The sequence below is a fragment of the Lentzea rhizosphaerae genome, assembly GCF_042649515.1.
In the GTDB taxonomy this organism is placed as follows: Bacteria; Actinomycetota; Actinomycetes; order Mycobacteriales; family Pseudonocardiaceae; genus Lentzea; species Lentzea aerocolonigenes.
Window position 1 is genome coordinate 175763 of sequence record NZ_JBHRZI010000015.1, and the last position, 24989, is coordinate 200751.

General features: G+C 69.4%; 28 protein-coding genes. 11 read left to right on the plus strand and 17 right to left on the minus strand.

Features of this window, described 5'->3' with window-relative positions; genetic code table 11:
• From ACFOWZ_RS17715 to ACFOWZ_RS17725, 3 genes are all read right to left on the minus strand, one after another.
• Window positions 1-822, minus strand: coding sequence for a hypothetical protein (locus ACFOWZ_RS17715; protein ID WP_382373766.1), 822 nt, complete (start codon window positions 820-822; stop codon window positions 1-3).
• Window positions 823-979: 157 nt separating this feature from the next.
• On the minus strand, window positions 980-1870 hold the full coding sequence (locus ACFOWZ_RS17720) for a transketolase family protein (RefSeq protein ID WP_382373768.1): 891 nt from the start codon (window positions 1868-1870) through the stop codon (window positions 980-982).
• The gene (locus ACFOWZ_RS17725) at window positions 1870-2532 is read right to left on the minus strand and encodes a thiamine pyrophosphate-dependent enzyme (RefSeq protein WP_382373770.1); all 663 of its coding nucleotides are present in this window, start codon (window positions 2530-2532) and stop codon (window positions 1870-1872) included. Before ACFOWZ_RS17725 ends, ACFOWZ_RS17720 begins: the two co-directional genes overlap by 1 nt.
• Window positions 2533-2605: 73 nt before the next feature.
• Here ACFOWZ_RS17725 and soxR point away from each other — a divergent pair, with 73 nt between their 5' ends.
• From soxR to ACFOWZ_RS17740, 3 genes are read left to right on the plus strand one after another with little or no spacing between them, the layout of a single operon-like run.
• Window positions 2606-3052, plus strand: a complete 447-nt coding sequence (soxR, locus tag ACFOWZ_RS17730) for a redox-sensitive transcriptional activator SoxR (protein ID WP_382375065.1) — start codon at window positions 2606-2608, stop codon at window positions 3050-3052.
• 34 nt (window positions 3053-3086) lie between these two features.
• Window positions 3087-3611 carry an RNA 2'-phosphotransferase gene (locus tag ACFOWZ_RS17735; RefSeq protein ID WP_382373772.1) on the plus strand — a complete coding sequence of 175 codons (525 nt, stop codon included), beginning with the start codon at window positions 3087-3089 and terminating at the stop codon, window positions 3609-3611.
• Window positions 3608-4210 carry a class I SAM-dependent methyltransferase gene (locus ACFOWZ_RS17740; RefSeq protein WP_382373774.1) on the plus strand — a complete coding sequence of 201 codons (603 nt, stop codon included), beginning with the start codon at window positions 3608-3610 and terminating at the stop codon, window positions 4208-4210. The genes ACFOWZ_RS17735 and ACFOWZ_RS17740 overlap by 4 nt, the downstream gene beginning before the upstream one ends.
• Here ACFOWZ_RS17740 and ACFOWZ_RS17745 read toward each other — a convergent pair.
• The 5 genes from ACFOWZ_RS17745 to hisD are packed head-to-tail and all read right to left on the minus strand — an operon-like array spanning window position 4197 to window position 10079.
• The gene (locus ACFOWZ_RS17745) at window positions 4197-6884 is read right to left on the minus strand and encodes a TIR domain-containing protein (RefSeq protein ID WP_382373776.1); all 2688 of its coding nucleotides are present in this window, start codon (window positions 6882-6884) and stop codon (window positions 4197-4199) included. The two genes, ACFOWZ_RS17740 and ACFOWZ_RS17745, sit on opposite strands and share 14 nt — an antisense overlap.
• A 24-nt stretch (window positions 6885-6908) precedes the next feature.
• Window positions 6909-7064 carry a hypothetical protein gene (locus ACFOWZ_RS17750; protein WP_382373778.1) on the minus strand — a complete coding sequence of 52 codons (156 nt, stop codon included), beginning with the start codon at window positions 7062-7064 and terminating at the stop codon, window positions 6909-6911.
• Window positions 7064-7663: an imidazoleglycerol-phosphate dehydratase HisB gene (gene hisB / locus ACFOWZ_RS17755; RefSeq protein ID WP_030471230.1), complete on the minus strand. Its 600-nt coding sequence runs from the start codon at window positions 7661-7663 to the stop codon at window positions 7064-7066. Before hisB ends, ACFOWZ_RS17750 begins: the two co-directional genes overlap by 1 nt.
• Window positions 7660-8766, minus strand: coding sequence for a histidinol-phosphate transaminase (locus ACFOWZ_RS17760; protein WP_030471231.1), 1107 nt, complete (start codon window positions 8764-8766; stop codon window positions 7660-7662). Before ACFOWZ_RS17760 ends, hisB begins: the two co-directional genes overlap by 4 nt.
• Window positions 8763-10079 carry a histidinol dehydrogenase gene (gene hisD, locus ACFOWZ_RS17765; protein ID WP_382373781.1) on the minus strand — a complete coding sequence of 439 codons (1317 nt, stop codon included), beginning with the start codon at window positions 10077-10079 and terminating at the stop codon, window positions 8763-8765. The genes ACFOWZ_RS17760 and hisD overlap by 4 nt, the downstream gene beginning before the upstream one ends.
• 133 nt (window positions 10080-10212) lie before the next feature.
• Here hisD and ACFOWZ_RS17770 point away from each other — a divergent pair, with 133 nt between their 5' ends.
• Window positions 10213-11508: a M14 family metallopeptidase gene (locus ACFOWZ_RS17770; RefSeq protein ID WP_382373783.1), complete on the plus strand. Its 1296-nt coding sequence runs from the start codon at window positions 10213-10215 to the stop codon at window positions 11506-11508.
• On the opposite strand, the gene ACFOWZ_RS17775 is transcribed toward ACFOWZ_RS17770, so the two are convergent.
• On the minus strand, window positions 11489-12613 hold the full coding sequence (locus ACFOWZ_RS17775) for an aminotransferase class V-fold PLP-dependent enzyme (protein ID WP_382373785.1): 1125 nt from the start codon (window positions 12611-12613) through the stop codon (window positions 11489-11491). The genes ACFOWZ_RS17770 and ACFOWZ_RS17775 overlap by 20 nt on opposite strands.
• A 99-nt stretch (window positions 12614-12712) precedes the next feature.
• Here ACFOWZ_RS17775 and ACFOWZ_RS17780 point away from each other — a divergent pair, with 99 nt between their 5' ends.
• Window positions 12713-13129, plus strand: coding sequence for a hypothetical protein (locus tag ACFOWZ_RS17780; RefSeq protein ID WP_382373787.1), 417 nt, complete (start codon window positions 12713-12715; stop codon window positions 13127-13129).
• Window positions 13130-13139: 10 nt separating this feature from the next.
• Window positions 13140-13631, plus strand: coding sequence for a hypothetical protein (locus ACFOWZ_RS17785; protein WP_382373789.1), 492 nt, complete (start codon window positions 13140-13142; stop codon window positions 13629-13631).
• On the opposite strand, the gene ACFOWZ_RS17790 is transcribed toward ACFOWZ_RS17785, so the two are convergent.
• Window positions 13624-15123 carry an ABC transporter substrate-binding protein gene (locus tag ACFOWZ_RS17790; RefSeq protein WP_382373791.1) on the minus strand — a complete coding sequence of 500 codons (1500 nt, stop codon included), beginning with the start codon at window positions 15121-15123 and terminating at the stop codon, window positions 13624-13626. The two genes, ACFOWZ_RS17785 and ACFOWZ_RS17790, sit on opposite strands and share 8 nt — an antisense overlap.
• Before the next feature lie 24 nt (window positions 15124-15147).
• On the opposite strand from ACFOWZ_RS17790, the gene ACFOWZ_RS17795 reads away from it, so the two are divergent.
• Both ACFOWZ_RS17795 and ACFOWZ_RS17800 read left to right on the plus strand, forming a co-directional pair.
• Window positions 15148-15921, plus strand: a complete 774-nt coding sequence (locus ACFOWZ_RS17795; protein WP_382373793.1) for a carbon-nitrogen hydrolase family protein — start codon at window positions 15148-15150, stop codon at window positions 15919-15921.
• A gap of 5 nt (window positions 15922-15926) precedes the next feature.
• The gene (locus ACFOWZ_RS17800) at window positions 15927-16334 is read left to right on the plus strand and encodes a cupin domain-containing protein (RefSeq protein WP_382373795.1); all 408 of its coding nucleotides are present in this window, start codon (window positions 15927-15929) and stop codon (window positions 16332-16334) included.
• Between the two features lie 19 nt (window positions 16335-16353).
• Here ACFOWZ_RS17800 and ACFOWZ_RS17805 read toward each other — a convergent pair whose 3' ends face one another.
• Together ACFOWZ_RS17805 and ACFOWZ_RS17810 are read right to left on the minus strand one after the other, a co-directional pair.
• On the minus strand, window positions 16354-17604 hold the full coding sequence (locus ACFOWZ_RS17805; protein ID WP_382373797.1) for an amidohydrolase family protein: 1251 nt from the start codon (window positions 17602-17604) through the stop codon (window positions 16354-16356).
• Between the two features lie 79 nt (window positions 17605-17683).
• Window positions 17684-18127 (minus strand): DUF6069 family protein, encoded by a 444-nt coding sequence (locus ACFOWZ_RS17810; protein ID WP_382373799.1) that lies wholly within the window; start codon window positions 18125-18127, stop codon window positions 17684-17686.
• Between the two features lie 267 nt (window positions 18128-18394).
• Between ACFOWZ_RS17810 and ACFOWZ_RS17815 the strand changes: the two genes are divergently transcribed.
• On the plus strand, window positions 18395-18901 hold the full coding sequence (locus tag ACFOWZ_RS17815; RefSeq protein WP_382373801.1) for a MarR family winged helix-turn-helix transcriptional regulator: 507 nt from the start codon (window positions 18395-18397) through the stop codon (window positions 18899-18901).
• A 70-nt stretch (window positions 18902-18971) separates the two neighbouring features.
• Here the strand turns inward: ACFOWZ_RS17815 and nadC are convergent, their stop codons facing one another.
• Genes nadC through nadA form a run of 3 tightly spaced genes read right to left on the minus strand, consistent with a single transcriptional unit; the run spans window position 18972 to window position 22437 of the window.
• Complete coding sequence (nadC, locus tag ACFOWZ_RS17820) at window positions 18972-19808, minus strand: carboxylating nicotinate-nucleotide diphosphorylase (RefSeq protein WP_382373803.1); 837 nt, start codon at window positions 19806-19808, stop codon at window positions 18972-18974.
• A complete protein-coding gene (locus tag ACFOWZ_RS17825; protein WP_382373805.1) occupies window positions 19805-21418 on the minus strand; it encodes an L-aspartate oxidase in 1614 nt (537 codons plus the stop codon). Before ACFOWZ_RS17825 ends, nadC begins: the two co-directional genes overlap by 4 nt.
• Window positions 21418-22437 carry a quinolinate synthase NadA gene (gene nadA, locus ACFOWZ_RS17830; RefSeq protein ID WP_382373807.1) on the minus strand — a complete coding sequence of 340 codons (1020 nt, stop codon included), beginning with the start codon at window positions 22435-22437 and terminating at the stop codon, window positions 21418-21420. Before nadA ends, ACFOWZ_RS17825 begins: the two co-directional genes overlap by 1 nt.
• Before the next feature lie 100 nt (window positions 22438-22537).
• Here nadA and ACFOWZ_RS17835 point away from each other — a divergent pair, with 100 nt between their 5' ends.
• Both ACFOWZ_RS17835 and ACFOWZ_RS17840 read left to right on the plus strand, forming a co-directional pair.
• Window positions 22538-23206 (plus strand): NUDIX hydrolase, encoded by a 669-nt coding sequence (locus tag ACFOWZ_RS17835; RefSeq protein ID WP_382375067.1) that lies wholly within the window; start codon window positions 22538-22540, stop codon window positions 23204-23206.
• A 9-nt stretch (window positions 23207-23215) separates the two neighbouring features.
• Window positions 23216-23896 carry an LON peptidase substrate-binding domain-containing protein gene (locus tag ACFOWZ_RS17840; protein WP_382373809.1) on the plus strand — a complete coding sequence of 227 codons (681 nt, stop codon included), beginning with the start codon at window positions 23216-23218 and terminating at the stop codon, window positions 23894-23896.
• Window positions 23897-23938: 42 nt separating this feature from the next.
• Here the strand turns inward: ACFOWZ_RS17840 and ACFOWZ_RS17845 are convergent, their stop codons facing one another.
• Window positions 23939-24229, minus strand: coding sequence for a hypothetical protein (locus tag ACFOWZ_RS17845; RefSeq protein ID WP_382373811.1), 291 nt, complete (start codon window positions 24227-24229; stop codon window positions 23939-23941).
• Window positions 24230-24543: 314 nt separating this feature from the next.
• Complete coding sequence (locus ACFOWZ_RS17850; protein ID WP_382373813.1) at window positions 24544-24888, minus strand: hypothetical protein; 345 nt, start codon at window positions 24886-24888, stop codon at window positions 24544-24546.
• Window positions 24889-24989: the final 101 nt, after the last annotated feature.

Here is a 24989-nt window from a genome sequence, read left to right on the forward strand (position 1 = left end):
TTAGTCGGTGGGGACGGCACCCTGCGTAACCGGTATGACCGGCAACACGGTGTTGATCGGTTTCCGGCGCACGAGCTGCCGCCGGAGCGCGACCATCAGTGCGGCCAGCAGCACGATGAGCAGCGCGCCGATGACGTAGTAGACGACGGCCGGGATGTTGAACAGCATCGTCACCAACGCCGTCAGCACGATCAACGGCAGGAACAACGCGAGCGGCCACTTCTGCGCGTGCGGCGCCTCGAGCGTCTGCAGCACGATGTCCGCACGGCCCTGCTCGGTCAGCTCGGCGACCTGCGCGACCTCCGGCAGTCCCGCCGCCCGGAAGAAGTCGGGGATCGCGTTCGCGCCGTTCTCGAAGTCGCGGATGCGTTCGAGCGGAGCCTTGCGGCCCGCCGCCGGGTGCAGCACCGCGAGCTTGTCGATGGCGTCGAGCTGCCACTTCTCCTTCTCGCGCAGGTTGACGAGGCCCCCGGTGGCGCGGTCGAAGAACATCCCGACCGGGCCCGACTGCTTGGCCTGGGCCGACAACCGCAGGATCGCCTCGCGCGAACCCCACATCGAGGCGCGGCCCAGGCTGGTCGTGAAGAGGTAGAGAAACGCGGCGTCGTCGTTCCACACCGCGAGGGCGGCCCCACCCGCGATCTTGCGCACCCTGTTCGTCATGTACGCGGCCTCGTTGAGCCTGGTGCCGGGCGGAGGCAGCAGCACCGTGCCGGACTGCACCGGGACGAGCGCCGCGGGACCCACGTTGCCGCTGTGCATGGCCTTCTGGAGCTCGGCGGCGTTCAACGGCGTCCAGATCAGCATTCTCACGTGCAACATCATTCCTCCTCGCCCCGGCGGGCGGAGGAGGGCGTACCGCAAAGCGTCCAGACGGAGGATGCGGCCGCACGCCCCTGCCGCGTGCGGCCGCATCGTCCTAAACGGCGCGGGAAGGCGCGCCGGTCCAGTCATCCCCCATGACTGCGAACATGTTTCTTCACCCCCTGAAGAAACTCCGCACAGCGCTACCCAACCCGACCACGTCCAGGTCGTGCGCGGCGTCGTGGTCCTCGGCCGTGCCGTAGTTGCGGAGCTCTGCGTGTCGTTTGACGCCTATACAACGCACACGGTGCGGAATTAGTTGCAGCGAATCGGAAATCAGATGGGCTGAAGTCCCCTCGAGGTACGGCTCCACCACCATCACGTCCGCGTGGTCCGTCTCCTGCACCGCCTTGCGCAGTCCGTCCGAGTCGAACGGTCGAATCGTCGACGCGTACAACACCGTGAGGTCGGCGTTCTCGGAGTCGACGGCCTTGAGGACGCGGTCGAGCATCGGGCCGACGGCGAGCACCACACCGCGTTTTCCGTGACGCAGCGCGGTGAATCCCTCACCCACCGGATACGCCTGCGTGTTCTCGTGCAGTGAAAGCCTGACGTAGACCCGGTTGTCGTCCTTCAGTGCCTGCTGCAGAAGAGGCGTGACCTCGTCCGGATGTCCCGGCACGTGCACAGTCCACCCGGGAAGCGTGTCGAACAACGCGACGTCGCCCGGCGACTGGTGCGTGCGGCCCCACACGGGGTCGTCGTAGGACGCACCGATGCTCACGAACACCGCGCCCACGTCCTGATGACCGATGTCGAGCTTGATCTGCTCGTACGGCCGTTCGACGAGGAACGGCGCGTAGCTGTGCACGACCGGCCGCAGCCCCGCCAGCGCCAGACCGCCCGCCACACCCACCATGGTCTGCTCGCGGATCCCGACGTCCACGACGCGTTCGTTCTCCTGCGGGAAGTTGCCGGCGGAGATCACCGCGGTGACCACGGTGACCCGCGGGTCGTTCTCGATCCCCTCGTTGACCGTCCGGACGAAGGCCTCGCGCATGGTCATCAGTAGCTCTTCTCGATCTTGGCGACGACCGCGAGCGGGCGGTCGTGCGGCTCGGTCAGTGCGGTGAAGATGGCCTCGTGGTCGCGGCCGTCGATCTCGGTGGTCTGCCAGCCCTCGACCGCGAACCGCCTCGCGATGCCGCCGGGCCAGCCGTGCATGGAGTTGTCGTTGTCGATCACGATGGCGGTGAGGTTCGCGACGCCCAGCCGTGCCGCCACCGCGATGGCCTCGTGGTTGCTGCCCTCGTCCAGCTCACCGTCGCCGACCAGCACGAACGTGCGCCCCTCGCTCTTCGCGATCCGCTGCCCGATCGCGGTGCCGACGGCGATCGGCAGGCCGTGACCGAGCGAGCCGCTGCTGATCTCGACACCGCGCACCAGGATGCGGTCGGGGTGCTGGCCGAGCGGGCTGTCCCACGACGTCCAGTCGTCCAAAATGGACTCGTCGATGAACCCCTTTTCCGCCAGCACCGCGTAGTAGGCCATCGGTCCGTGACCCTTGGACAGCAGGAACCGGTCGCGGCCGGGGTCGTCGACGGTGGCGGGCGTGACGTTGAGGACCCGGTCGTACAGGACCCAGAGCACGTCGATCGTGGAGGCCGCCGCCCACTCGTGCTTCTCGTCCCCGGTCATCCTCGCGAAGAGCCCTGGTATCCGTTGCATGGCACCAACTGTTCAACCTCGACCAAGCTGGAGGTCAAGCGGTTACGATGATCCGGTGAGCAAGTTGCCGGAAATGCTGACCATCGGCCAGGTCGCCGAACGCAGCGGCGTTCCCCACACCGCCCTGCGCTTCTACGAGGACAGGGGCCTGATCGCCTCCGTCCGCACCGCGGGCAACCAGCGGCGCTACCAGCGCTCGGTGCTGCGCCGCCTGGCCTTCATCCGCACCGCGCAACGCGTGGGCCTCAGCCTGGAGGACGTCCGCGACGCGCTGGCCCAGCTGCCGGACAACCGCACTCCCACGAAGTCGGACTGGGAACGGCTCTCCCGCTCGTGGAAGACGGAGCTCGACGCCCGCATCGACGCCCTGTTCCGCCTGCGCGACCGGCTGAACGGCTGCATCGGGTGCGGCTGCCTGTCGTTGCGCAGCTGCGCGTTGCAGAACATCGACGACGAACAGGCCTCGCACGGACCCGGTGCGCCCAAGCTCAAGCCGGTCCTCGAAGGCGGCACGCTCTAAACGGCTGGACGCGGTGTGGTTTCCTGAGGGGCAAATGGAAGAAGACAGAATGATCCGCCTCTCGAAGCGGATGTCCAAAGCGCTCCGCCACAAGCCGGAGCGCGTCGGCCTCACCCTCGACCCGGCGGGCTGGGTGCCCGTGGCCGACCTGCTGACCGCGCTCGGCGTCACCGAGGCCGATCTGCGCGAGGTCGTCGACAGGAACGACAAGAAGCGCTTCACGATCGACGGCGACCGCATCCGCGCGAACCAGGGTCACAGCGTCGAGGTGGACCTCGGCCTGCCCACCGCCACCCCGCCGGACACCCTGTTCCACGGCACGGTCGCGCAGTTCCTCGACGACATCATGCGCGACGGCCTGCGCCCCATGTCGCGCCACGACGTGCACCTCTCCCCCGACCGCGAGACCGCGCGCAGGGTCGGCGCGCGGCGCGGACGGCCGTTGATCCTCACGGTCGACGCGAAGACGATGCACGAGGACGGCCACGAGTTCCGGCTCAGCACCAACGGCGTGTGGCTCACCCAGCACGTGCCCGCGCGCTACCTGAGCCCGGCGTGAAGCGCGTCGTCGAGGAGGGCTACGACGCCGCCGCGGAGCACTACCTCGCCTGGTCGGCGCGCATCGCCGACGACCCGCGCCTGCACTACCTCGCGGAGTTCGACCGCCGGCTACCCGACGGGGCGCAAGTCCTCGAACTGGGCTGCGGCGCTGGCGTTCCGTGCACGGAGAAGCTCGCCGAACGTCACGACGTGCTCGGCGTCGACCTGTCACAGCACCAGATCGACCTCGCGCGCACCAACGTGCCGGCGGCGCGGTTCGAGAAGGCGGACATGACCGCGCTCGACTTCCCGGACGGCTCGTTCGACGGCATCTGCGCGTTCTACTCGATCCTGCACGTGCCGCGGGCCGAGCAGCCCGGGCTGATCGCGAAGATCGCGCGCTGGCTCAAGCCCGGCGGGCTGTTCCTGGCCTCGCTCGGCACCGGCACGCCGGACGTCACCGAGACCTGGCTCGGCGTGGAGATGTTCTTCGGCAGCAACACACCCGAGCGGAACCGGACGCTGCTGGCGGAGCACATGGAGATCGTCGTCGACGACGTGGTGACCATGCACGAACCGGACCCGGCCACGTTCCACTGGGTGCTCACCCGCAGGTGAGGTCGTCGGGCGGCGACGTGCCGACGTAGCGCCGCCACTCGTCGGTCGTCAGGTCACGCCCCGCCGACGCGCAGGCCGCGCGCACCCAGTTCTCCTCCGAGAGGTCCCACCGGAACAGCGGGGTGTCCGAGACCGCGGTGACGACCGCGTGCTCCCCCGCGAACGCCATGCCGACCCGCCCGAACCTCTCGGCTTCGCCGGCGACGGGCACCTGGCCGATCAACTCGCCCGTGACCAGGTCGGTCACGGCCAACACGTAGTCCCGCCGCAGCTGCGCCGCCAGCGTCGCACCGGGGTCGGCGGCGATGCCAGGCAGGTAGCTCGGATCACGCGGGATCTCGCGCCGCCGTGAACCACCCGTCGCGTCCCAGACCTCGACGGTGCCCGCCCGTTGCACCACGAGGCCGTCGCTGGTGAACGCCACGGCGTCGGCCTTTCCTCCGGCGAGGTCGCGCCGCGTGCCCGTCGTCGTGTCGATGAGCACCACCGAGTCCGACGTGACGACGGCGGCGGTCGTCGTGTCCGCGCTCACGGCAGCGATGTGGCTGTCGGGCGGCCAACCCTGTTGCTCCACAGCCCGTTCCAGCGAGATCGTGCGAACGGAAGACAGTTCGTCGCCCTCGAAGACCTGCACGTCACCGCGCTCGTTCACGGTGACCAGCCGCCGGTTGTCCGCGGACACCCCCATGGCGAGGACGAAGTCGGCCGCGACGTCGCCCTTCCACCGCGTTGCCCGGCGCAGCCCGTCGCGCACCTCCCAGGTCTCCCCGATGCCTTCCGGTGCCGTCACGACGAAGACCTCGTCGCCGTCCGCGCTCCACACCACTGGCCCGAACACGCTGCCGGAGGCGACCGGCTCGGAGTGCGACCCGACCACGATCTCGCCGCTCACCGCCACCGCGAACTTCCCGTGCGACTCGGAGATGCGCGGCGGTGGACAAGCCCTGCACGACAGCGGAACCCGCGTCGGCAGAACGGAACCGATGCGCGTGTTGCGAGTCAGGTCCCAGACGACCAGCCGGTCGCGTGACGCCGACAGGAGGTGGTTGTTGTCGCCCAGGAACTCCGCGAACGGCGTCTCGGTGTTGCCTTCGAGCTGCGTCCGCTCGCCCGCGTGCGGGCCGGTGGTGTCGTAGACGTGGATCGTGCCGGTGTCCGCGACGGCCATGCGCGCACCGTCGTTGGTGATCGCCACGGCGGACGGGTTGCCCCTGCCTCCCCGCACCTCCACGTTCTCGGTCGGCTGGGTCGTGCGCCAGAGACTGCCCCTGCCTTCCATCGAGTAGCCGAAGTAGTCGCCGTTGCCCGAGAGCCCGACCCAGAAAGCGTTGGCCGGCAACGTGTTGCCCTCGGCGGCCGCCCTGACGTCCAGGGTCGCCCGATCACGCCGGACCGAGTCGCGAAGTGACTGTTCCACCAGCACGTCCTCGCCGGGCATCCTCAGCGCGTCCAGCGGAAAGGTCGTGTCGCCCCGCTCAGCTCGCTGGCCCGTCTGCCCGTCGTGGAGGACCCGGTGGCCGCGGGTGCGCCCGTCCAGGTCCACGTCCACCCTGACCGTGCTGTAGACGGCGGTGAAGCGTCCGGACGGCGAGACCGCCACCAGACCGTCGAACAGCTCGTCGGGCGTGTCGATCGCTTGCGTGGCGCCAGAAACGTCCCAACGCAACGCACCACCCGCGGCGAAGGCGGCGACCACACCGCCGTCCGCGGAGGCGGCCACCGCGGTCACCGGACGCGACCCGACCTTCTGTTCGGCCCGCCGGCCCGACGACAGCTCCAGCCGCACGACGCGGCCGTCCCGAGTGCCCGCGACCGCGACTTTGCCGTCCGCCGACGCGGCCAGCGCGGACACCTCACCACCCACCTGCAGGTACCGGTCGAGCTGCGGCGACGCGGTCAACGCGGAGAACAGCGCGGACCGCGTCTGCGGGTTCGGCTCCACCCGGTACGCCTCGGCGGCCAGCACCTGGCTCAACGCGAGATCGGTGCGCAGGTTCGCAACCGCCGCCGACGCCAGACCGCGGGCCGTGGCGGTGCGGGCCTGAGCGACGGCGTCGTTGCGCTGGCCGACCGCGATGAACGCCGCGACCAGCACACCCACCATCAGCACCGCCAACGCCGCCACCGCGCCCCGTGCCAACCGGACGGCCCGGCGGTGCTGACGGACGTGCTCCCCGACCAGGTCGTCCTTCGGCACCCCGCGCACGGCGCTCGCGATGTCCGCGACACACTCGCGCAGCCGCGGGTTCGACTCGTCCACCTGGTCGGCCTCGCGCAACCAGCGCAGATCGACCCAGCGCGGTTCCTCACCCAGCGCCCTGCGGACCGCGGCGGGCACGGCCTGGGAGTACTCGCCGGAGGTCAGCACGACGAGGATCCGCTGCGCGGACCGGTGCTCCAGCCACCACTCGAGCTCGCGGCCGACCCACTCCGACGCGGCGGCCTCCTGCGAGGCCAGCAGGATCAGCCACCGCGACCTGCCGAGGGCCTCCTCGATCGACGTCCACAGGCCGGGGTTGGCCGAAAGACTGGCGTCGTCGAGGAAGACCCGCAGGGCGCGCAGCCGGTACCAGGGCTTCGCGAACCGCTGGACACCGCGGTGCAGCGTCGGGGCGAGGGTCCCGTCGAGAGCTCGGCTGTACGAGATGAACGCGTCGTAGTCAGGCTCGCCCACGCGCTCGATTCTGAGGGCTCGGGACTAGATCAGCCAGAGAACCGCGCCGACGACCGCGACCACGAGCAGCACCAGCAGGACGATCGCCATGAACTTGGCGGTCTTCCACGTCGAGTAGACGCCACCGGCCAGGAAGCCCGCGAGGGCCAGCAGGCCGATGACGACGACCTCTTTCGGCATCAGAGCACGCCCTTGGTCGACGGGATGCCGCCGACGCGCGGGTCGGGCTCCACGGCTGCGCGCAGGGCACGCGCGATCGCCTTGTACTCGGCCTCGGCGATGTGGTGCGGGTCGCGGCCGTACTCGACGCGCACGTGCAGAGCGATCTGGGCGTGGAAGGCCAGGGACTCGAACACGTGCCGGTTCAGCACGAACGGGTAGTTGCCGCCGATCACGAATGAGTTGAACTGCTCTGGCTCGCCGCGGTGCACGGTGTAGGGGCGGCCGGAGACGTCTACCGAGGCGTGCGCCAGGGTCTCGTCCATGGGGATCCAGCAGTCGCCGAAACGCCGGATGCCCTTCTTGTCCCCCAGCGCTTCCCTCAGCGCCTGGCCCAGCACGATCGCGATGTCCTCCACCGAGTGGTGGGCGTCGATGTGCGTGTCACCGGTGGCGCGGACGATCAGGTCGAAGCAGCCGTGCACGCCGAACGCGGTGAGCATGTGGTCGTAGAACGGCACGCCGGTGCTGATCTCGACCTGGCCGGTGCCGTCCAGGTCGATCTCCACGTAGACCGACGACTCCTTGGTGGTGCGCTCCACCTTGCCCACACGACTCACCGGCTGACCTCCTTGCTGGCCGCGAGGAAAGCGTCGTTCTCCTCGGGCGTTCCGATGGTCACCCGCAGGTGACCCGCGATTCCGACGTCCCTGATGAGCACGCCGTGGTCCAAATAGGACTTCCAGACCTCGCGCGCGTTCTCGAACCAGCCGAACAGCACGAAGTTCGCGTCCGAGGGGACGACCTGGAAACCCATGTCCGTCAACGCGGACACCACCCGGTCGCGCTCGGCCGCGAGCAGTGCGACCGAGCCCAGCGTTTCCGAGGCGTGTCGCAGCGATGCCCGCGCCGCCGCCTGGGTCAGCGCCGACAGGTGGTACGGCAGGCGCACCAGCTGCAGCGCGTCGACGACGGCCGGTGCGGCGGCGAGGTAACCGAGACGGCCGCCGGCGAACGCGAAGGCCTTCGACATCGTGCGCGAGACGATCAGCCGCGAGCCGTACTCGTCGAGCAGCTCGATCGCGCTCTTCTGCGGGGAGAACTCCGCGTAGGCCTCGTCCACCACGATCATGCCCGTCGTGGACGCGATCAGCAGGCGCAGGTCGTCCAGCGGGATCGACTGCCCCGTCGGGTTGTTCGGCGACGTCACGAAGACGACGTCCGGCCGCGTCTCCGCGATCACCGCGGCGGCCTTCTCCACGTCCAGCGAGAAGTCCTGGCGGCGCGGCGTCGGCGACCACTCGGTGCGGGTGCCCGCGGCGATGATCGGGTGCATCGAGTACGACGGCTCGAAGCCCAGCGCGACCCGGCCGGGCCCGCCGAACGCCTGCAGGATCTGCTGGAGGATCTCGTTGGACCCGTTGGCGGCCCACACGTTCTCGGACGTCAGCGTCACCGACGTCGCCTCGGTCAGGTACGCCGCCAGGTCCTCCCGCAGCGCCACCGCGTCACGGTCCGGGTACCGGTGCAGCTCACCCGCGATCTCCGCGACGGCCGCGACCACGTCCGCGGCCAGCGCGTCCGTCGGCGCGTACGGGTTCTCGTTGGTGTTCAGGCGGTACGGCACGTCGAGCTGCGGCGCACCGTAGGGCGTGCGGCCGCGCAGATCCTCGCGCAGGGGCAGGTCGGAAAGCTCCACCCGCGCGCCGACAACAGGCTTCATCGAGAGAACCTCGCTGTGACAGCCTGCCCGTGCGCGGGCAGGTCTTCCGCGTTGGCCAGCACGACGACCTTGTCCGCGACCTCGCGCAGTGCTTCCTCGGAGTAGTCGATCACGTGGATGCCGCGCAGGAACGTCTGCACGGACAACCCGGACGAGTGCCGCGCGCAGCCACCCGTGGGCAGCACGTGGTTCGAGCCGGCGCAGTAGTCGCCGAGCGACACCGGCGAGTACGCGCCCACGAAGATCGCGCCGGCGGACCGGATCCGCCCCGCCACCTCACGCGCGTCCTGGGTCTGGATCTCCAGGTGCTCGGCGGCGTACGCGTTGACGACCCGGACGCCTTCGTCCACAGAGGACACCAGCACGACACCGGACTGCTTGCCGCCCAGCGCCGTGCGGATCCGCTCGACGTGCTTGGTGGCACTGATCTGGCGCTCCAGCTCGACGTCCACGGCGTCGGCCAGTTCGACGGAGTCGGTCACCAGCACCGAGGCGGCGAGCGGGTCGTGCTCTGCCTGGCTGATCAGGTCGGCGGCCACGTGCACCGGGTCGGCCGTCGAGTCGGCGAGGATCGCGATCTCGGTCGGCCCCGCCTCCGCGTCGATGCCGATCAGACCGCGCAGCAGCCGCTTGGCCGCCGCCACGTAGATGTTGCCGGGACCGGTGACGACGTCGACCGGAGCCAGCTCGCCACCGTCGGTGTCCACGCCGCCGTACGCCATCAGCGCCTGCGCCTGCGCGCCACCCAAGGCCCACACCTCGTCGACGCCGAGCAGTGCGGCGGCGGCCAGGATCGCCGGGTGCGGCAGGCCACCGAACTCGGCCTGCGGCGGCGAACACACCACCAGCGACTCCACACCGGCGATCTGCGCGGGCACGACGTTCATCACCACGGTCGACGGGTACATGGCCAGACCGCCTGGCGCGTAGAGACCGACACGACCGACCGGCACCCACTTCTCCGTGACGGTGCCGCCGGGCACGACCTGCGTCGTCGTGTCGGTGCGGCGCTGGTCGGCGTGCACGCGGCGAGTGCGGGTGATCACCTCTTCCAGCGCCTCGCGCACGGCCGGGTCCAGCGACGCCAAAGCGGACGAGATCGCCGAAGCGGGCACGCGGACGGAAGCGGGACGAGCGCCGTCGAACTTCTCCGTGTACTCCAGCGCTGCCTCGACGCCCCGAGCCGCGACCGCCTCCACGATGGGACGCACCTGATGCAGCGCCGCGTCCACGTCCATCTCGGCGCGCGGCACGACGGCGCGCAGCTGAGCAGGAGTCGTGGTGCGACCTCGCAGGTCGATGCGGCTGAGCATGCCTTACAGGGTAGTTCCTGCCGAATTCTGTCAACGGTCAGCCCGCTAACGGCGCTACCTCACCCCGTGACGGCACAGCCACGCTCAGTCGAGCACCACTCCGTCGCAAACCCCTGCTGATGATGGAGGAACGATGTTCAGCAAGAGCCGCGGCAAGATCGCCGCAGTGCTCGCAGTCTGCCTTCCCGTGCTGGTCGCGGGCATGGCGACGCCCAGCACCGCCGATTCCGGCCGCTATCTGCTGGAAGTCACCGCGAACACCTCGGCCGAACGCACGCAGATCGCCCAGACCGGCGTCGACGTGCTCGGCGCGACCAAGCTCACCACGATGTCGGTCGTCGCGGACAAGTCCCAGTACAAGGCCCTGCAGGCGACCGGGCTGCCGCTCAAGTACGTCGGCGACTTCGAGCAGCAGCTCAAGAGCCTCGGCAAGGTCGAGTTCAAGGACCCGCAGCCCGGCCAGATCGGCACCCAGGACTTCCCGTCGGGCTACACCGGCTACCACAACTTCGCGGAGATGACCGCGGAGCTGCAGCAGACGGTCCGCGACCACCCGACGCTCGCGAGCCTGCGCAGCATCGGCAAGAGCTACCAGAACCGGGACATCTGGGCCCTCAAGGTCAGCGACAACGTCGCGACCGACGAGAGCGAGCCCGAGGTGATCTTCACCTGCAACCAGCACGCCCGTGAGCACCTGACGGTCGAGCAGTGCCTGCAGATCATCAAGCGCTACACCGACAACTACGCCACCCCTGCGATCAAGAACCTGGTGGACACCCGCGAGATCTGGTTCATCCCGATGGTGAACCCGGACGGCGTCGAGTACGACATCGCCACCGGATCGTTCCGCGGCTGGCGCAAGAACCGCCAGGGCAACGGCACCGACCTCAACCGCAACTGGGGCTACAAGTGGGGCTGCTGCGGCGGTTCCAGCGGCAGCTCGACGTCGGACACCTACCGCGGCACGGCGGCCTTCTCCGCGCCGGAGACCAACGTCATCAAGAACTTCGTGAACTCGCGCGTCGTCGGTGGCGTCCAGCAGATCAAGACGAACATCGACTTCCACTCGTTCTCGGAGCTCGTGCTGTGGCCGTACGGCTACACCAACGCGGACACCGACACCGGTCTCAACGCCGAGGAGGCACGCGCCTTCCAGACGCTCGGCCGGCAGATGGCCGCCCTGAACGGCTACACGCCGGAGCAGGCGAGCGACCTGTACATCACCGACGGCACCATCGACGACTGGATGTGGGGCGTCCACAAGATCTGGTCGTACACCTACGAGATGTACCCGAGCAGCGGCGGCCTCAACGGTTTCTACCCGCGTGACACGGTCATCGCGGCGCAGACGTCTCGCAACGACCGCGCCGTCGACCTGTTCGTCAGCTACTCGGACTGCGTGAAGCGGGTCATCGGAGGATCCTGCTGATCCGGTCCAGCGCCTGATCGATCTCCTCGGGAGTGACGAAGTAGTGCGGGGACGCCCGCACTACTTCGTCCAGGCCCCGCTTCGTCATGTCGATCATCGTCGAACCCCGCTGCGACACCGTCACGGCGACGTTCTCGGCCCAGAGCCGGTCCTTCAGCTCCATCGCCGGCACGCGGTCCGACGTGAACGTGACGATGCCCGCCTGACGTTCGCCGAGATCCCGGACCGTGATCCCGCCGATCGCCCGCAGACCCTCGCGCAAACGCTTGGCACGATCCGCGACCTCGGCCTCGATCACGTCCAGCCCCTTGTCGAGGGCGTACCGCGCGGCCGCGATCATGCCGAGCCGGTCGGCGATGCTGCACTCCCACAGCTCGAACACCCGAGCGTCGTCGCGCAGCCGGTACTCCATCGGCCCGGTCCAGACGCCGCTGTGCAGGTCCACCAGCCGCGGCCGGAGCCTTTCCCGCACCTCGTCGCGGACGACCAGCGCACCGGTGCCGCGCGGTCCGCGCAGCCACTTACGACCTGTACACGCCAACATGTCGTAGTCGAGGCCACGCAGATCGAGCTGCCCGGTCGACTGGCAGGCGTCGAGCAACACCAGTGCACCGACCTCACGAGCCGCCGCTGTGATGTCGTTGACCGGGTTGACCAAGCCGCTGTTCGTCGGCACGTGCACGAGCGAGATCAGCTTGACTCGGTTGTCAAGGTTCAGGGCGTCGAGATCGACCTGTCCGCGGATGTCGGAAGGGATGACCTCGACACTCGCCCCGGTCTCCGCCGCTCGGCGCAGCACCGGGATCGCATTGCCACCGTATTCGACCTCGGTGACAAGAATTCGGTCCCCGGCTTCCAGGGGCACGGCGTCGAACGCCGCCAGCCATGATCGAGTTGCACTGTCCGTGAAAGCGACCTCGGACGGGTGACACCCGAAGAACTCGGCGAGGACGCCGTAACCCGCTTCCAGATCGTCCCGGCGTTCCGCGGCGGCACGGTATCCGCCGATCTCCGTTTCCCGGCGGAGATGCCCGATGACCTCGTCCACGACGGGAGCGGGCGGGATCGACGAACCGGCGCTGTCCAAGAAGATCAGGTCACTCACTCACCCAACTCTGCCACCATGGAGTGCATGGGGGTTCGCTCGTTCGGGTACAGCGCTCAACTAAGACCTTTCCTGTGGGTTTTCCTCGTACTGACACCCGTGGAAATCCTGCTCGTCGACCTCGTGGTGCCCTGGTTCTGGCTCAGGGCCGTGCTGCTCGCGTTCGGCTTGCTGAGCGCCGGCCTGCTCGCGTGGCTGCTCTGGATGCTCCACAGGTTCAAGCACGAGATCGACGACGACTACCTGTGGCTGCGGTACGCGCGCGAGTTCGAGTACCGGATCCCGTTGGCCGCCATCGGAACCGTGACGCAGGGCTTGACCAGCCGGTCGCTGAACAAGACCCGGTCCGTTGTGGACGGAACGCTCGTGCTGGAGATCTCCAACTCCACCAACGTCCGCGTCGACCTCACCGAGCCGCAGGACATCGACCTCGGACGCCGTGGCGTGCACGAGGTGACGAAGATCGAGTTCTGGACCGACGACCCCGACGGCATGGTTCGCGCGCTGCGAAAATAGGCTCATCTCCATGGTGGAGATCCCCTACGGCAAGCGCATGCGCCCGCGGTACCTGCGGTTCCTGATCATCACGGCGGTCGGGATCGCACTGGTCGCGTTTGCCCTGGACATCCCGTGGCTGCTCATCACGTTGATCGTGCTCGGCGTGCTGAACGCCGTCGTGTGTGTGGGCGCTCTCTACGTGCTGCACCGCCAGCCGCACACCGTCTCCGCCGACGAACTGAGGTTGCGCCAGCTCGGGTTCTTCGACTGGCGCATCCCGACCGCGGACCTCGGCGCGGCACAGGTCGCCGAGCGCACCCACAAGGGCCGGCGCAGCGTCGAGGTGATCGGTGACGCGCTCGTCATCCAGTCGCTGACCAGGACGAACGTGTCGGTGCCGTTCCACGAGCCGCAACTGGTCGACCTCGGCAAGACCGGACCGAAGCAGGTGGAGCGCGTCGAGTTCTGGGCTGACGACCCTGCGCAGGCCGTCCGCGAGATCAACGCCAGGACTACTTAGGCTCCCACTTCTCCAGGTTCCACCACGGCCCCCAGGCCAGCGCGCCGTAGGAGTTCGGGTCGACCACGGCCTGGTAGCCGTTCCACGAGTCGCGCATCACGTACGCGTGCTCGGGGAAGACCAGCACCACCATCGACGGCGCCGCGATGTACGCCTGCTGGAAGAGCTTGTACGCCACCGCACGTTGAGCGGGGTCGATGAGCTTGCGGCCGTTCTCCAGCGCCGCGTCGGCGGCGGGGCTGCCCTGGCCGCGCAGGTCGTAGAGCATCAGGTCCGGGTCGAACGGCGAGCCCTCGCCGTACAGCAGCGCGTCCTGGCCCATGCGCGGCCGGATCGCCTCCCACGACAGACCGGCGAGCTGCACGTCCACGCCCACGGCCTTGGCGTCGGCCGCGAACGCCGTGGCCAGGTCGGCCCGCAGGTCGTCGCCGAGCGGGTACATCAGCGTGAAGCGGGCCGCCACGCCTTCGCGGACCCGGATGCCGTCCCCGCCGGCGACCCAGCCGGCCGCGTCGAGCTGCCGGGCCGCCTCGGTCTTGTCGAAGCGGAACTTCGCGGTCGGGTCGAACTCCTCGGCCAACGCGTCCGGCACGGGCGTGTAGGCGATGGTGCCCTTGCCGTCCAGCAAGCTGTCGATCATGCCCTGGCGGTTGGTGGCGTAGTTCAGCGCGAGGCGGATGGCCGGGTTGCCGGTGACCGGGTTGGCCGCGGGCAGCCGCACGGCGCGGTAGTCGGCGCTGCGGTGGTACTGGACGGTCAGGCCGGACTTCCCCGCGAACGGCTCCGCGATCTTGGGCGGCAGCACCGTGCCGTCGAACTCGCCGTCCTGCATGCGACGCGCGCGCTGGTTGTCGTCCGTCACGAAGACGACGGTCACCTTCTTGACCTTCGGCACGCCGTTGAAGTAGCTGTCGTTGGCCTCCAGCAGCAGCCGGTCGCCCTTCTTCCAGTCGGTGACCTTGTACGGGCCGGTGCCGACGGGCTGCCCGTCCGGCCGCGCCTGCTCGCTGGGCAGGATCCCGAGCACGAGCAGGTGCGGGAACGCGGCGTGCTGCTGCGTCAGGTTGAAGCGGACCGTGGACGGGTCGACCTGCTCGACGCTCTTGAGCGTGCTGAACCGCTCCTTGACCGGGTTCTGCAGCGCGGCGGTGTAGGTCGCGACGACGTCCTCGGCCCCGAACGTGCTGCCGTCGGTGAACTTCACGTCGCCGCGCAGCTTCACCGTCCAGCTCAGCCCGTCCGCAGCCGGTTCCGGCAGGTCGGCGGCGAGCTGCGGCCCCAGCGAACCGTCCTGGCGGTGCTCGACGAGCCCGTCGTAGATCTTGGACACGCCCTGCGCGCCGTAGCCGAGCAACGGGTTGAGCGTCGCCGGCTCGTCGCGGTCGGCGAGCACGATCGACGTGCCGTTCGACCCACCGTCCGGGCGGGGAGTGGCGGTCTCGGTGCAGCCCGCGACGGCCAGCAACACGACGAGGAGCAGTGGGGAACGCACGAGTCGGACCCTACAGTGAGCCCCATGCGGATCGCCGTGAGTCAGATCAGCTCCACCACCGACCCCAGGTCCAACCTGGAGTTCGTCCGCGACGCGGTGCGCAGAGCCGACGGAGCGCGGGTCGTCCTCCTGCCGGAAGCGACGATGTGCCGCTTCGGCGTGCCTCTAGGGCCCGTTGCGGAGCCTCTGGACGGTCCGTGGGCGTCTGCCGTGCGCGAGATCGCGGCACAGCACGACGTCGTGGTGGTGGCGGGCATGTTCACGCCGTCCGGCGACCGCGTGACGAACACGATGCTGGTGACCGGGCCTGACATCCACCTCGGCTACGACAAGATCCACCTGTTCGACGCGTTCGGGTTCCAGGAGTCGCGGACGGTCGCGCCCGGTTCGGACGTCGTGACCTTCGAGGTCGACGGGGTCACCTTGGGCGTGGCCACCTGTTACGACATCCGGTTTCCCGAGCTCTTCCGGGCGCTGGCGGACAAGGGTGCGTCGGCGGTGCTGGTCGGGGCGTCGTGGGGCGCGGGGCCTGGCAAGAAGGAGCAGTGGGAGCTCCTCGTGCGGGCGCGCGCGCTGGACTGCACGTCGTTCGTCGTGGCGTGCGGGCAGGCCTACCCCGGCGACCTGGGTTCGTCCGCGCCGACCGGGATCGGGTACTCGACCGTCGCCGACCCGTTCGGGAACGTGGTCGTGCAGCTCTCGGAGCAGCCGTCCGTCGCGGCCGTGGACCTCGATCTCGCGGCGGTGGAACAAGCACGCGAGGTGCTGCCCGTGCTGGCGAACCGACGGCTACGTTGATCCTCATGCGCATCGTTTCGGCTGTAGTGGCCGCTTTGCTGTTGTTTTCGGGCGTTGCCAACGCGACGCCCTCGCGCGGGGTGACCGGCAAGATCCTCGCCCAGTGGACCGCCGGTGACCGCGACTACGTCCTCCGCGAGATCACCATCGACGCCGGTGGCAGCACCGGCTGGCACCACCACGACGGCACGCTCTACGCCTTCGTGAAGCAGGGTGTGCTGACCCGGACCGAGTCCGACTGCACGACGACCTTCGTGAACCGCCGCGGTGACACGCTGGTCGAGCACCCGCACCAGGTGCACATCGGACGCAACCTCGGCACCGAGCCGATGGTGCTGGAGGTGCTGTACGTGAACCCGGCCGGCACGCCGCTGTCGCGCGACGAGCCGAATCCGGGTTGTGCCTTCGAGTGAGCGCTGGGCTCCGGCGCGGTCAGTCGCGTGCGTGAGCCGTCGTGCTGCCGGTGAGCACGCCGGCATCCTGTGCGGCACTGCCGGCGTGACCGGAAACCCGTTGGCCGGCCAGCACGACGGCGGCGGGGCGGGTCAGCGCGGTCAGGTCGCCGGACGGGTCGCCGTCGACGAGGAGCAGGTCTGCGTCGAATCCGGCGCGGAGGCGGCCCTTGCTCCGGCCGAGCCCGCACACGTCCGCCGCCACCGCGGTGGCCGACGCGAGTGCCGCGTCGAGCCCGGCTCCCGCCTCGGCCAGCGCGATGATCGAGGTGGGCAGCACACCGTGGGGCTTGAACTCGCCGATACCGGCGTCGCTGCCGGAGACGAGGCGGACCCCGCCTTCGACGAAGCGGGCCACCCGATGCCGCTCCTGTTCCGGCAGCAGACCGACACCGCGCAGAAACTCCAGCAGGTGCGGAGGCGGGCTGGGGACGCGGACACCGCCGAGTGTCGGGCACACCGCGATCCGCAGGGCGGCCAGGGAGTTCAGCAGTCCGGCCGGCAGCCGGAACCCGTCGCGGCTTCCACAGGTGCAGTGCTCGATTCCATCGACACCGGCAGCGACGGCGAGTTCGACCGCGGCCAGCGCGTGGGCGTGCGCGGTGACCGGCAGTCCGGCGGCGTGGGCCTGGTCGACGACGAGGCGCAACTCGTCCAGTGAGAACTGCGGCTGGAACGGATCGGTGCCGGCCGTCATGACCCCACCGCTGGCCATGATCTTGACCACGTCAGCACCGCGCTCGACGCGTTCCTCGACAGCCGCCCGCAGCTGCGCGGTGCCGCTCACGCCGCCGCCCATGTTCGCGCAGTGCCCGCCAGCCACAGTGATCGGCGGCCCGGACGCGACGACCGCGGGCAGTCCCGGCCGGTTCCGCCAGCCGAGCACTGCGAAGCGGCGGCAACCCAGGTCTCGCACCGTCGTGACCCCGGCCGCCAGCTGGGCGCGCAACGAGGTCTCGACGACGCTGTCCAGTTCGGCGTCGCGGTAGTCGGCCAGCCGGTCCAACGCACCGGATTCACCGTCACCGCTCAAGTGCACATGTGCGTCGATCAGTCCGGGCAGCAACGTGCTGCCGGGGTGCTCCACCACCTGCCAGCCGGACGGGACGGGAGCCGTCGCCGGTTCGACGGCGACGATCCGGCCGTTCTCGGCCAGGACGAGCGCACCGTCCCGGATCCACCGTTCCCCGTCGAAGGCGCGCTCGGCGCGCACGGCAAGTCGTGCGGTCATTGCTACTCCGTTTCGCAATCAGCAGAAGATCCACCGCTCGGGACGGTTGGGGCGGAAGGTCAGGCACTGGCCGCCGGCGTCAGGAGCGGTCTGCGGGCAGGGGCAACATGCGCGCGTAGACGGCGACCGCAACGGCGGCCACCACGACGTGCATGACCATCAGGGCCACGACGCCGCCCCAGCTGGCACCGGGCAGCCCTCCGGAAACGCCGACGAGCACGTCAGGCACGAAACTGACCAGCACGACGGCGGGGGCGAGCACGCGCATGACCCGCCGAGGGTTGCGCGTCTTGGCGCGGACGACGGCCCATCCCGCAGCGCCGGCGAGCACGCCGATGACGGTGAAGGTGGCGTAGGTGGGCAGCTGCAGTGCCTGGAACTGCGAGGACGCACCTGCAGCCACGGCGATGGTCGCGATGGCGGCGTTCAACGCGGTGGCCACGGCTGCTGCGACGACGAGGCCCACCGCGATCGTGACACCGCCACGGCGGACGGGGCTGATGGTGACGAACGTGTCGTTCATGACGGTCTCCCAACCGGTCAGGTGGTGACGTTGATGTCACCAGATGAGTGCGCCGAGCGGACCGACGTAGACGTCTGGTGGACAACAAGACAGGCCGCTTGCCTCAGGCAAGGTGATCGGGTTTGCGGATTCCCTTGTCGTCCAACGTGATCCGTCGCGACTTCAGTTAACGATTGAAGTGAACATAGAGGTCGATCACTTCAATCGTCAAGTGAAGTGCGCACACGATCACTTCAGCAGTTAAGTGATCTGAGGTACTGTGCCGGCATGACGACGACCGGGGAACCGCGCTGGCTCACCACCGAGGAACGGACTTCCTGGCTGGCGCTGATAGGTCTGATGGCACGGCTGTGGCCCGCTCTCGACTCGCAGCTGCGCCGCGATGCGGGCGTGACGTTCTTCGAGTACACCGTGCTCGTCGTGTTGTCGGAGGCGCCCGGCCGCACGCTGCGGATGAGTTCGCTGGCCCGGCTCGCGGAGGGTTCGCTGTCACGCCTGTCGCAGGCCGTGGCCCGCCTGGAGGCGAAAGGATGGGTGCGCCGCACACCTGATCCCGAGGACGGGCGCTACACGCTCGCGATCCTCACCGAAGACGGCGTGGACAAGGTGGTGGCGAGCGCCCCTGGACATGTCGCAGAGGTCCGGCGCCTGGTGTTCGACCCGCTGACCAAGGCTCAGGCCCGCCAACTCGCCGCCATCGGATCGCGCATCATGACGGCCATCGACCCCGACGAACCGGATCTGCCGTTCGCCTCCGGACGCTACCCGTCCTGACCCGCGCCGCAAACCGCACGCGGGGACCTTCCGTGCTGCAGAAGAACACGAAAGCTCCCCGCGTGCGCTTTCAGCGCAGGTCGAGGCCGAGGTCCAGCGAGGGGCTGGAGTGCGTGAGACCGCCCACCGCGAGATAGTCCACGCCCGTCTCGGCGTATGCCCGCGCCACATCCAAAGTCAGCCCGCCGGACGCCTCCAGCTTCACGTTCTCGGGCCGGCGGGCAACGGCCTGAGCGCACTGCTCCGGCGTGAAGTTGTCCAGCAGCACCAGTTCCGCGCCCTCGGCGATCGCCTCGTCGAGCTGCTCGAGGCTGTCGACCTCGACCTCCATCAGCAGTTCCGGTGCGTGTTCACGGGCCGCGCGGATCGCGGCTCCCACCGAACCCGCCGCGGCGACGTGGTTGTCCTTGATGAGGATCGCGTCACCGAGGCCCATCCGGTGGTTCACGCCGCCACCGCACCGGACCGCGTACTTCTGCAGCAGCCTGAGTCCTGGCAACGTCTTGCGCGAGTCCCGGACCGCCGCGCCGGTGCCCTCGATCGCGTCGACCCAGCGGGCGGTCTGCGTGGCGATGCCGGACAGGTGGCAGATCAGGTTCAGCGCCGTGCGTTCGACGGTGAGCAGGCCGCGGGTGCGGCCGCTCAGCACCAGTGCGGGCTCGCCGGGCACCGCCTTGTCCCCGTCGGAGGCCTCCGAGAGCACCTCGATCTCCGGCAGGTAGCGCTGGAACGCCGCCCGCGCAACGGAAACACCGCACAGCACGCCGGACGCGCGTGGCGTGATCTCCGCGGTGGCCACCGCCTTCTCCGGCACGGTCGCCAGCGTCGTGGCGTCCAGGCCGTAGCGGAGGTCCTCCTCCAACGCGAGCTGGATGACCCGGTTCGCGTCGTCCCAGTCGATGGTCATGCGACACCCTCTGCCAGAACAGGATCGGCCAGCACGGGCTGGCCGGTCGGGGTGAGCCGGACGAGCTGACTGCGTTGCCACGCCTCGGACCGCTCCACGAAGTCCGTGCGGACGTGGCAGCCGCGCGACTCGGTGCGTTCCTGGGCCGCGGCGATCAGGGCGCGTGCGGCCAGGGTCAGTGCCGCGTCCTCGACCAGTTCGCGCGACTCGAGCTGCTTGTCCACAGTGGACACGTCGAGCACCGAGCCGACGACGGCGAGGCCTTCCGCGTCACGGCCGATCGCGGCGTAACGGGACATCACGCGCTGGAGCATGTCCCGGTCGGCGACCGGAGCCGTGGGCAGCACGGGATCCACCGCACGAACGGGCGCGATGAACCCCACCGCGAGGTCTGCGGCCACGGCCTCGGCGGCACGGGTGCCGCAGACCAGGCCTTCGAGCAGGCTGTTGGACGCCAGGCGGTTCGCGCCGTGCAGGCCCGTGCGAGCGACCTCGCCGACGGCGTACAGGCCGGTGACGCCGGTGCGTCCGTCGACGGTCGAGACCACACCGCCGCAGGCGAAGTGTGCCGCGGGGGCGACGGGAATCGGGTCCACCGCCGGGTCGATGCCCACGGACACGCAGGCCGCGTGGACGGTCGGGAAGCGGGAAGCCATGTCGTGCAACGCCGTCGCGTCCAGGAAGACGTGGTCGTCGACGCCACCGGGCTCCAGCGCCATGTGCCGGGTGATCGCGGCCGCCACGACGTCACGCGGGGCGAGATCTTCCAGCGGGTGCACGCCCTTCATCACGCGGGCGCCGGTCGCGTCGACCAGCACGGCACCCTCGCCGCGCACGGCCTCCGTGACGAGCGGGCATCGGCCCCGCGCGCCGCGTCCGGTGTAGAGCACGGTCGGGTGGAACTGGATGAACTCGACGTCCGCCGCCAGCGCACCGGCGCGGAGAGCCAGCGCGAGACCGTCACCCGTCGCGACGGACGGGTTCGAGGTCGCCTGGTACATCTGGCCGATGCCACCGGTCGCGAGCAGCACGGCGGGAGCGGTGAGCACGCCGGGCACGCCGTTGCCGTCGAGCACCAGCAGACCGGCGACCGCGCCGAGCGGCGTCTTGACCGCGTCGACCGCGACGTGGTTCTCCAGCAGGGGAACCCGTCCGTCCACAGTGGCCTTGAGCAGCGCGCGTTCCACCTCGGCGCCGGTCGCGTCACCGCCGGCGTGCACGACGCGGAACGCGCTGTGGCCGCCTTCGCGGGTGCGTTCCAGCAGGCCGTCCGGCTTCGCGTCGAACACGGCACCGCGCTCGCGCAACCGGGCGACCGCGGCAGGTCCGTCCGAGATGATCGCCGAGACCGCCGCGTCGTCGCAGAGTCCCGCGCCCGCCGTCAGCGTGTCCTCGATGTGCTTCGCAACGGAGTCGCCGGGGTCGTGCTGGTCCTCCATGACGACGGCGACGCCGCCCTGAGCCCAGCGCGTGTTGCCGTCGTCGCCCGCGGCCTTCGTGACGACCAGGACGCGAAGTCCCAGCTCACGAGCCCGCAACGCGGCGGTGAGACCCGCCACGCCCGTACCGGCCACGATCAGGTCGGCCCGCGCCTCCCAGCGCGCGGCCATCACTCACCGCCGCCGGGCTGGCCGATCTCGATCATCCGCTGCACGGCGCCCTGCGCGCGCTTGGCGGTCTCCAGGTCCACGTGCACCTCGTCCAGACCCTCACGCACGCAACGCAGCAGCGCGGCCGGCGTGATCATCTTCATGTAGGTGCAGGACGCACGGTCGTTGACGGCGCGGAAGTCGATCTCCGGCGCGGCCTTGCGCAGCTGGTGCAGCATGCCGACCTCGGTTGCGACGAGCACCTTGCGGGCGTTCGTGCTGCGCGCGGCGGTGATCATGTCGCCGGTCGAGAGGATCTTGACCTTCTCCGACGGCACGATGCCCTCGCCGCTCAGGTAGAGCGCGCTCGTGGCACAGCCGCACTCCGGGTGGATGAACAGGTCGGCGTCCGGGTTCGCGGCGGCGCGTTCGGCCAGCTCCGGACCGTTGATGCCGGCGTGCACGTGGCACTCGCCCGCCCAGATGTGCAGGTTCTCGCGGCCGGTCTCGCGCTTGACGTGCGCGCCCAGGAACTGGTCCGGGCAGAACAGCACCTCGCGGTCGGCCGGGATCGAGCGCACCACGTCGACGGCGTTCGACGACGTGCAGCAGATGTCCGTCTCGGCCTTCACCTCGGCGGTGGTGTTCACGTAGGACACGACGACCGCGCCGGGGTGCTGCGCCTTCCACTCGCGCAGCTGCGCACCGGTGATCGAGTCGGCGAGCGAGCAGCCCGCGCGCTCGTCCGGGATCAGCACGGTCTTCTCCGGGCTGAGGATCTTCGCGGTCTCGGCCATGAAGTGCACGCCGCAGAAGATGATGGTCTGCGCGTCGGACTGGGCCGCGATCCGGCTCAGCGCGAGGGAGTCGCCGGTGTGGTGGGCGATGTCCTGGATCTCCGGCAGCTGGTAGTTGTGCGCCAGGATGACGGCGTCACGCTCCTTCGCGAGCCGCAACACCTCGTCTCGCCACGCCGCGTCCGGCTCGACTCCACCGAACACACCTGACGCGGTTCGCTCCACGGTTGCGGTAGCGACCATCGCTGCCTCCTCGGATCCAGGTTTTCGCCTATTGGTCGAAAACGTCGCCGATAGTATCAGCCGAGTGGCGGGCGTGGGACATGAAGTTCTGGCAGCTGTTCTGCGAGTGAGAGGTGCGTCACTCCAGGTCATGCTGTGGGAGCGCGCACGGGAGCCGCACACTCACCGCTGGTCGTTGCCGGGTGGGGAGCTGCGGGTGGACGAGGACGTCGAGTCCTCCATCCGCCGTCAGCTGGCCGAAAAAGTCGATGTGCGACAACTGTCACACGTCGAGCAGCTGGCCGTCTTCAGCGCCCCCGACCGCGTGCCCGGCCCACGTGTCGTGGCGACCGCATTCCTCGGCCTCGTCCCCTCGGACGTCGACCCCGAGGTGCCCGCGGACACGTCGTGGCACTGCGTGGAGAAGCTTCCCCCGATGGCGTTCGACCACGCCTCGATCGTGCACCGGGCACGGCACCGGCTCGGCTCGAAGCTGTCGTACACGAACCTCGGCTTCGCCTTGGCACCACCGGAGTTCACCATCTCGCTGCTGCGCGACCACTACTCCGCGGCCCTGGGCTACCGCGTGTCCGCCACGAACCTCCAGCGCGTGCTCTCCCGCCGCCTGCTGCTGGAACCGACCGGCGGCACGGCTCCCCCCGGCCCGTCCGGCGGCCGTCCGGCGGCCCTGTTCCGGTTCAGCGCCAAGGGAATCAAGGTGACCGATCCGTTCGCCGTGCTGAGGCCGCCGGGATCCGGCCGTCCGGCGGGCGGGAGTGGCACCCCGTAACGTGGACGCGTGGCCGAGACGCTTCCGCTCTTCCCCCTGGGCACGGTGCTGTTGCCGGGGGCGTCTTTGCCGCTGCACATCTTCGAGCCCCGCTACCGGCAGCTGGTCGTCGACCTGATGACCGGTTCGCTGTTCGGCCGCACGTTCGGCGTCGTGTGCATCAAGGAGGGCTGGGAGGTGGGCGCCGACAACGTCCGCTCCCTGCGCGACATCGGCTGCTCGGCCGACCTGCTCGACGCCCGCCCGCTGCCCGAGGGCCGCTTCGACATCGTGACGCGCGGAGTGCGCCGCTTCCGCCTGCTGGACGTGGACTCGACGACGGCGCCGTACCTGCTGGCGCACGTCGACTACCTCGACGACTCCCCGGTGCCCGAGGCGGCGCGCGAGGTCGTGCCGATCCTGGAACGCGGGGCGCGCGCGGCGCACGAGCGGTACTGCGGCGCGGCGTGGCACCGGGAGGACTGGTCGTCGCCGGACGACGACGTCGACCTCGGCGCGTTGTCGTACCTGCTGGCGGCCGACTGCCTGCTGCCGGTGGAGGACCGGCAGCGGTTGCTGGAGGAGCGGTCGCCGGCGCGGCGGTTGCGGCTGGTCCGGCGGATGTTGCACCGGGAGACCGGGATCCTCAGCGCGTTGAAGGCGGTTCCGGTGCCGCTGACGGACTTCGGGCACGTGCCGAACCCGAACTGAGCCGGGCGACCGCACGAGCCGCCCGGCCGCGGTTCGAGACCGCTAGGCGTAGATCTTGGCGAAGTAGCGCCCGGCGAACCCGCTGGAGCAGTACACGAAGGAACCCCGGCGGTCACCGGCCCACCTCACCGTGCCGTAGCGGACCGTCCCGTTGTTGCAGACGCCCACGGCCTGGTAGCTGTCCGGCCCGTTGCCGTCGACCCAGCCGCCCCAGTTCGTCGAGGTGCTGACCGTGACGTGCTCAGCGCCGAACCACTCCGCGGAGACGCCACCGGAGCCGGACGTGACCGAAGCGTTCGCAGGACCGGCCGAAATCAGACCGACTGCTGCCAAGATTCCCAGGAATGCAAAAACAAACCGTCGCACAATTTCCCCCTGAACAAATTGCTTCCCCAGTGTGCGGCAGAGCCGGCCGCACCGCAAAAAGTCTACCCAAGACGCAGGACATGGTCCACGAAAGGAAGAAATTCACCCCTGAAGAGAATACGCCTCGACAGGTCGTATGAGCTGCTCATCCAACATGCACACATAGGATGAGCGGCGGAGGCGGAAATGTTTCGTCAACCACCGTAGTCCACATCAAATCGATTATCGCGCCACACGTGGAAGATGCCGCAAGACACCGGGGTGATCTCAATGAGGAACTGCTACAGCAGTCCGCGCCGGACCATGCGATCCAGATGCCGTACCAGTTCGCGTTCCTTGCGGTGCAGCCTGTCGCGCTCCTCGGGGGCGAGGCCGGCCAGCGGGTCGTCCATGACTCTGTCTCGGGGTACGTGCACCATTGCGCTCGACCAAGCCCGGCAGTCGGAACACCACGCCAGTCCGATGCACCGCTCGTAGAACGTTGACGCCGGTGGGTAGTACCGGTAGGCGTAGGAGCGGATCGTCCCGGTGCATCGGCCCTTCTTGTCGCCGTCGGCGGCGTCCTCTGCATGCAGCGAGGAGACCTTCCGCCACTGGTACAGAGTCCAGTCGCCTTGTGCGGTCACGATCACCATCTTTGCCACTACGACCGCGTTTCCGCTACCGATCGCCGTGCGTCCAGCCTCAACGAAGATCATCTTTGTCCTCGCAACGCGCTCACTCGGCA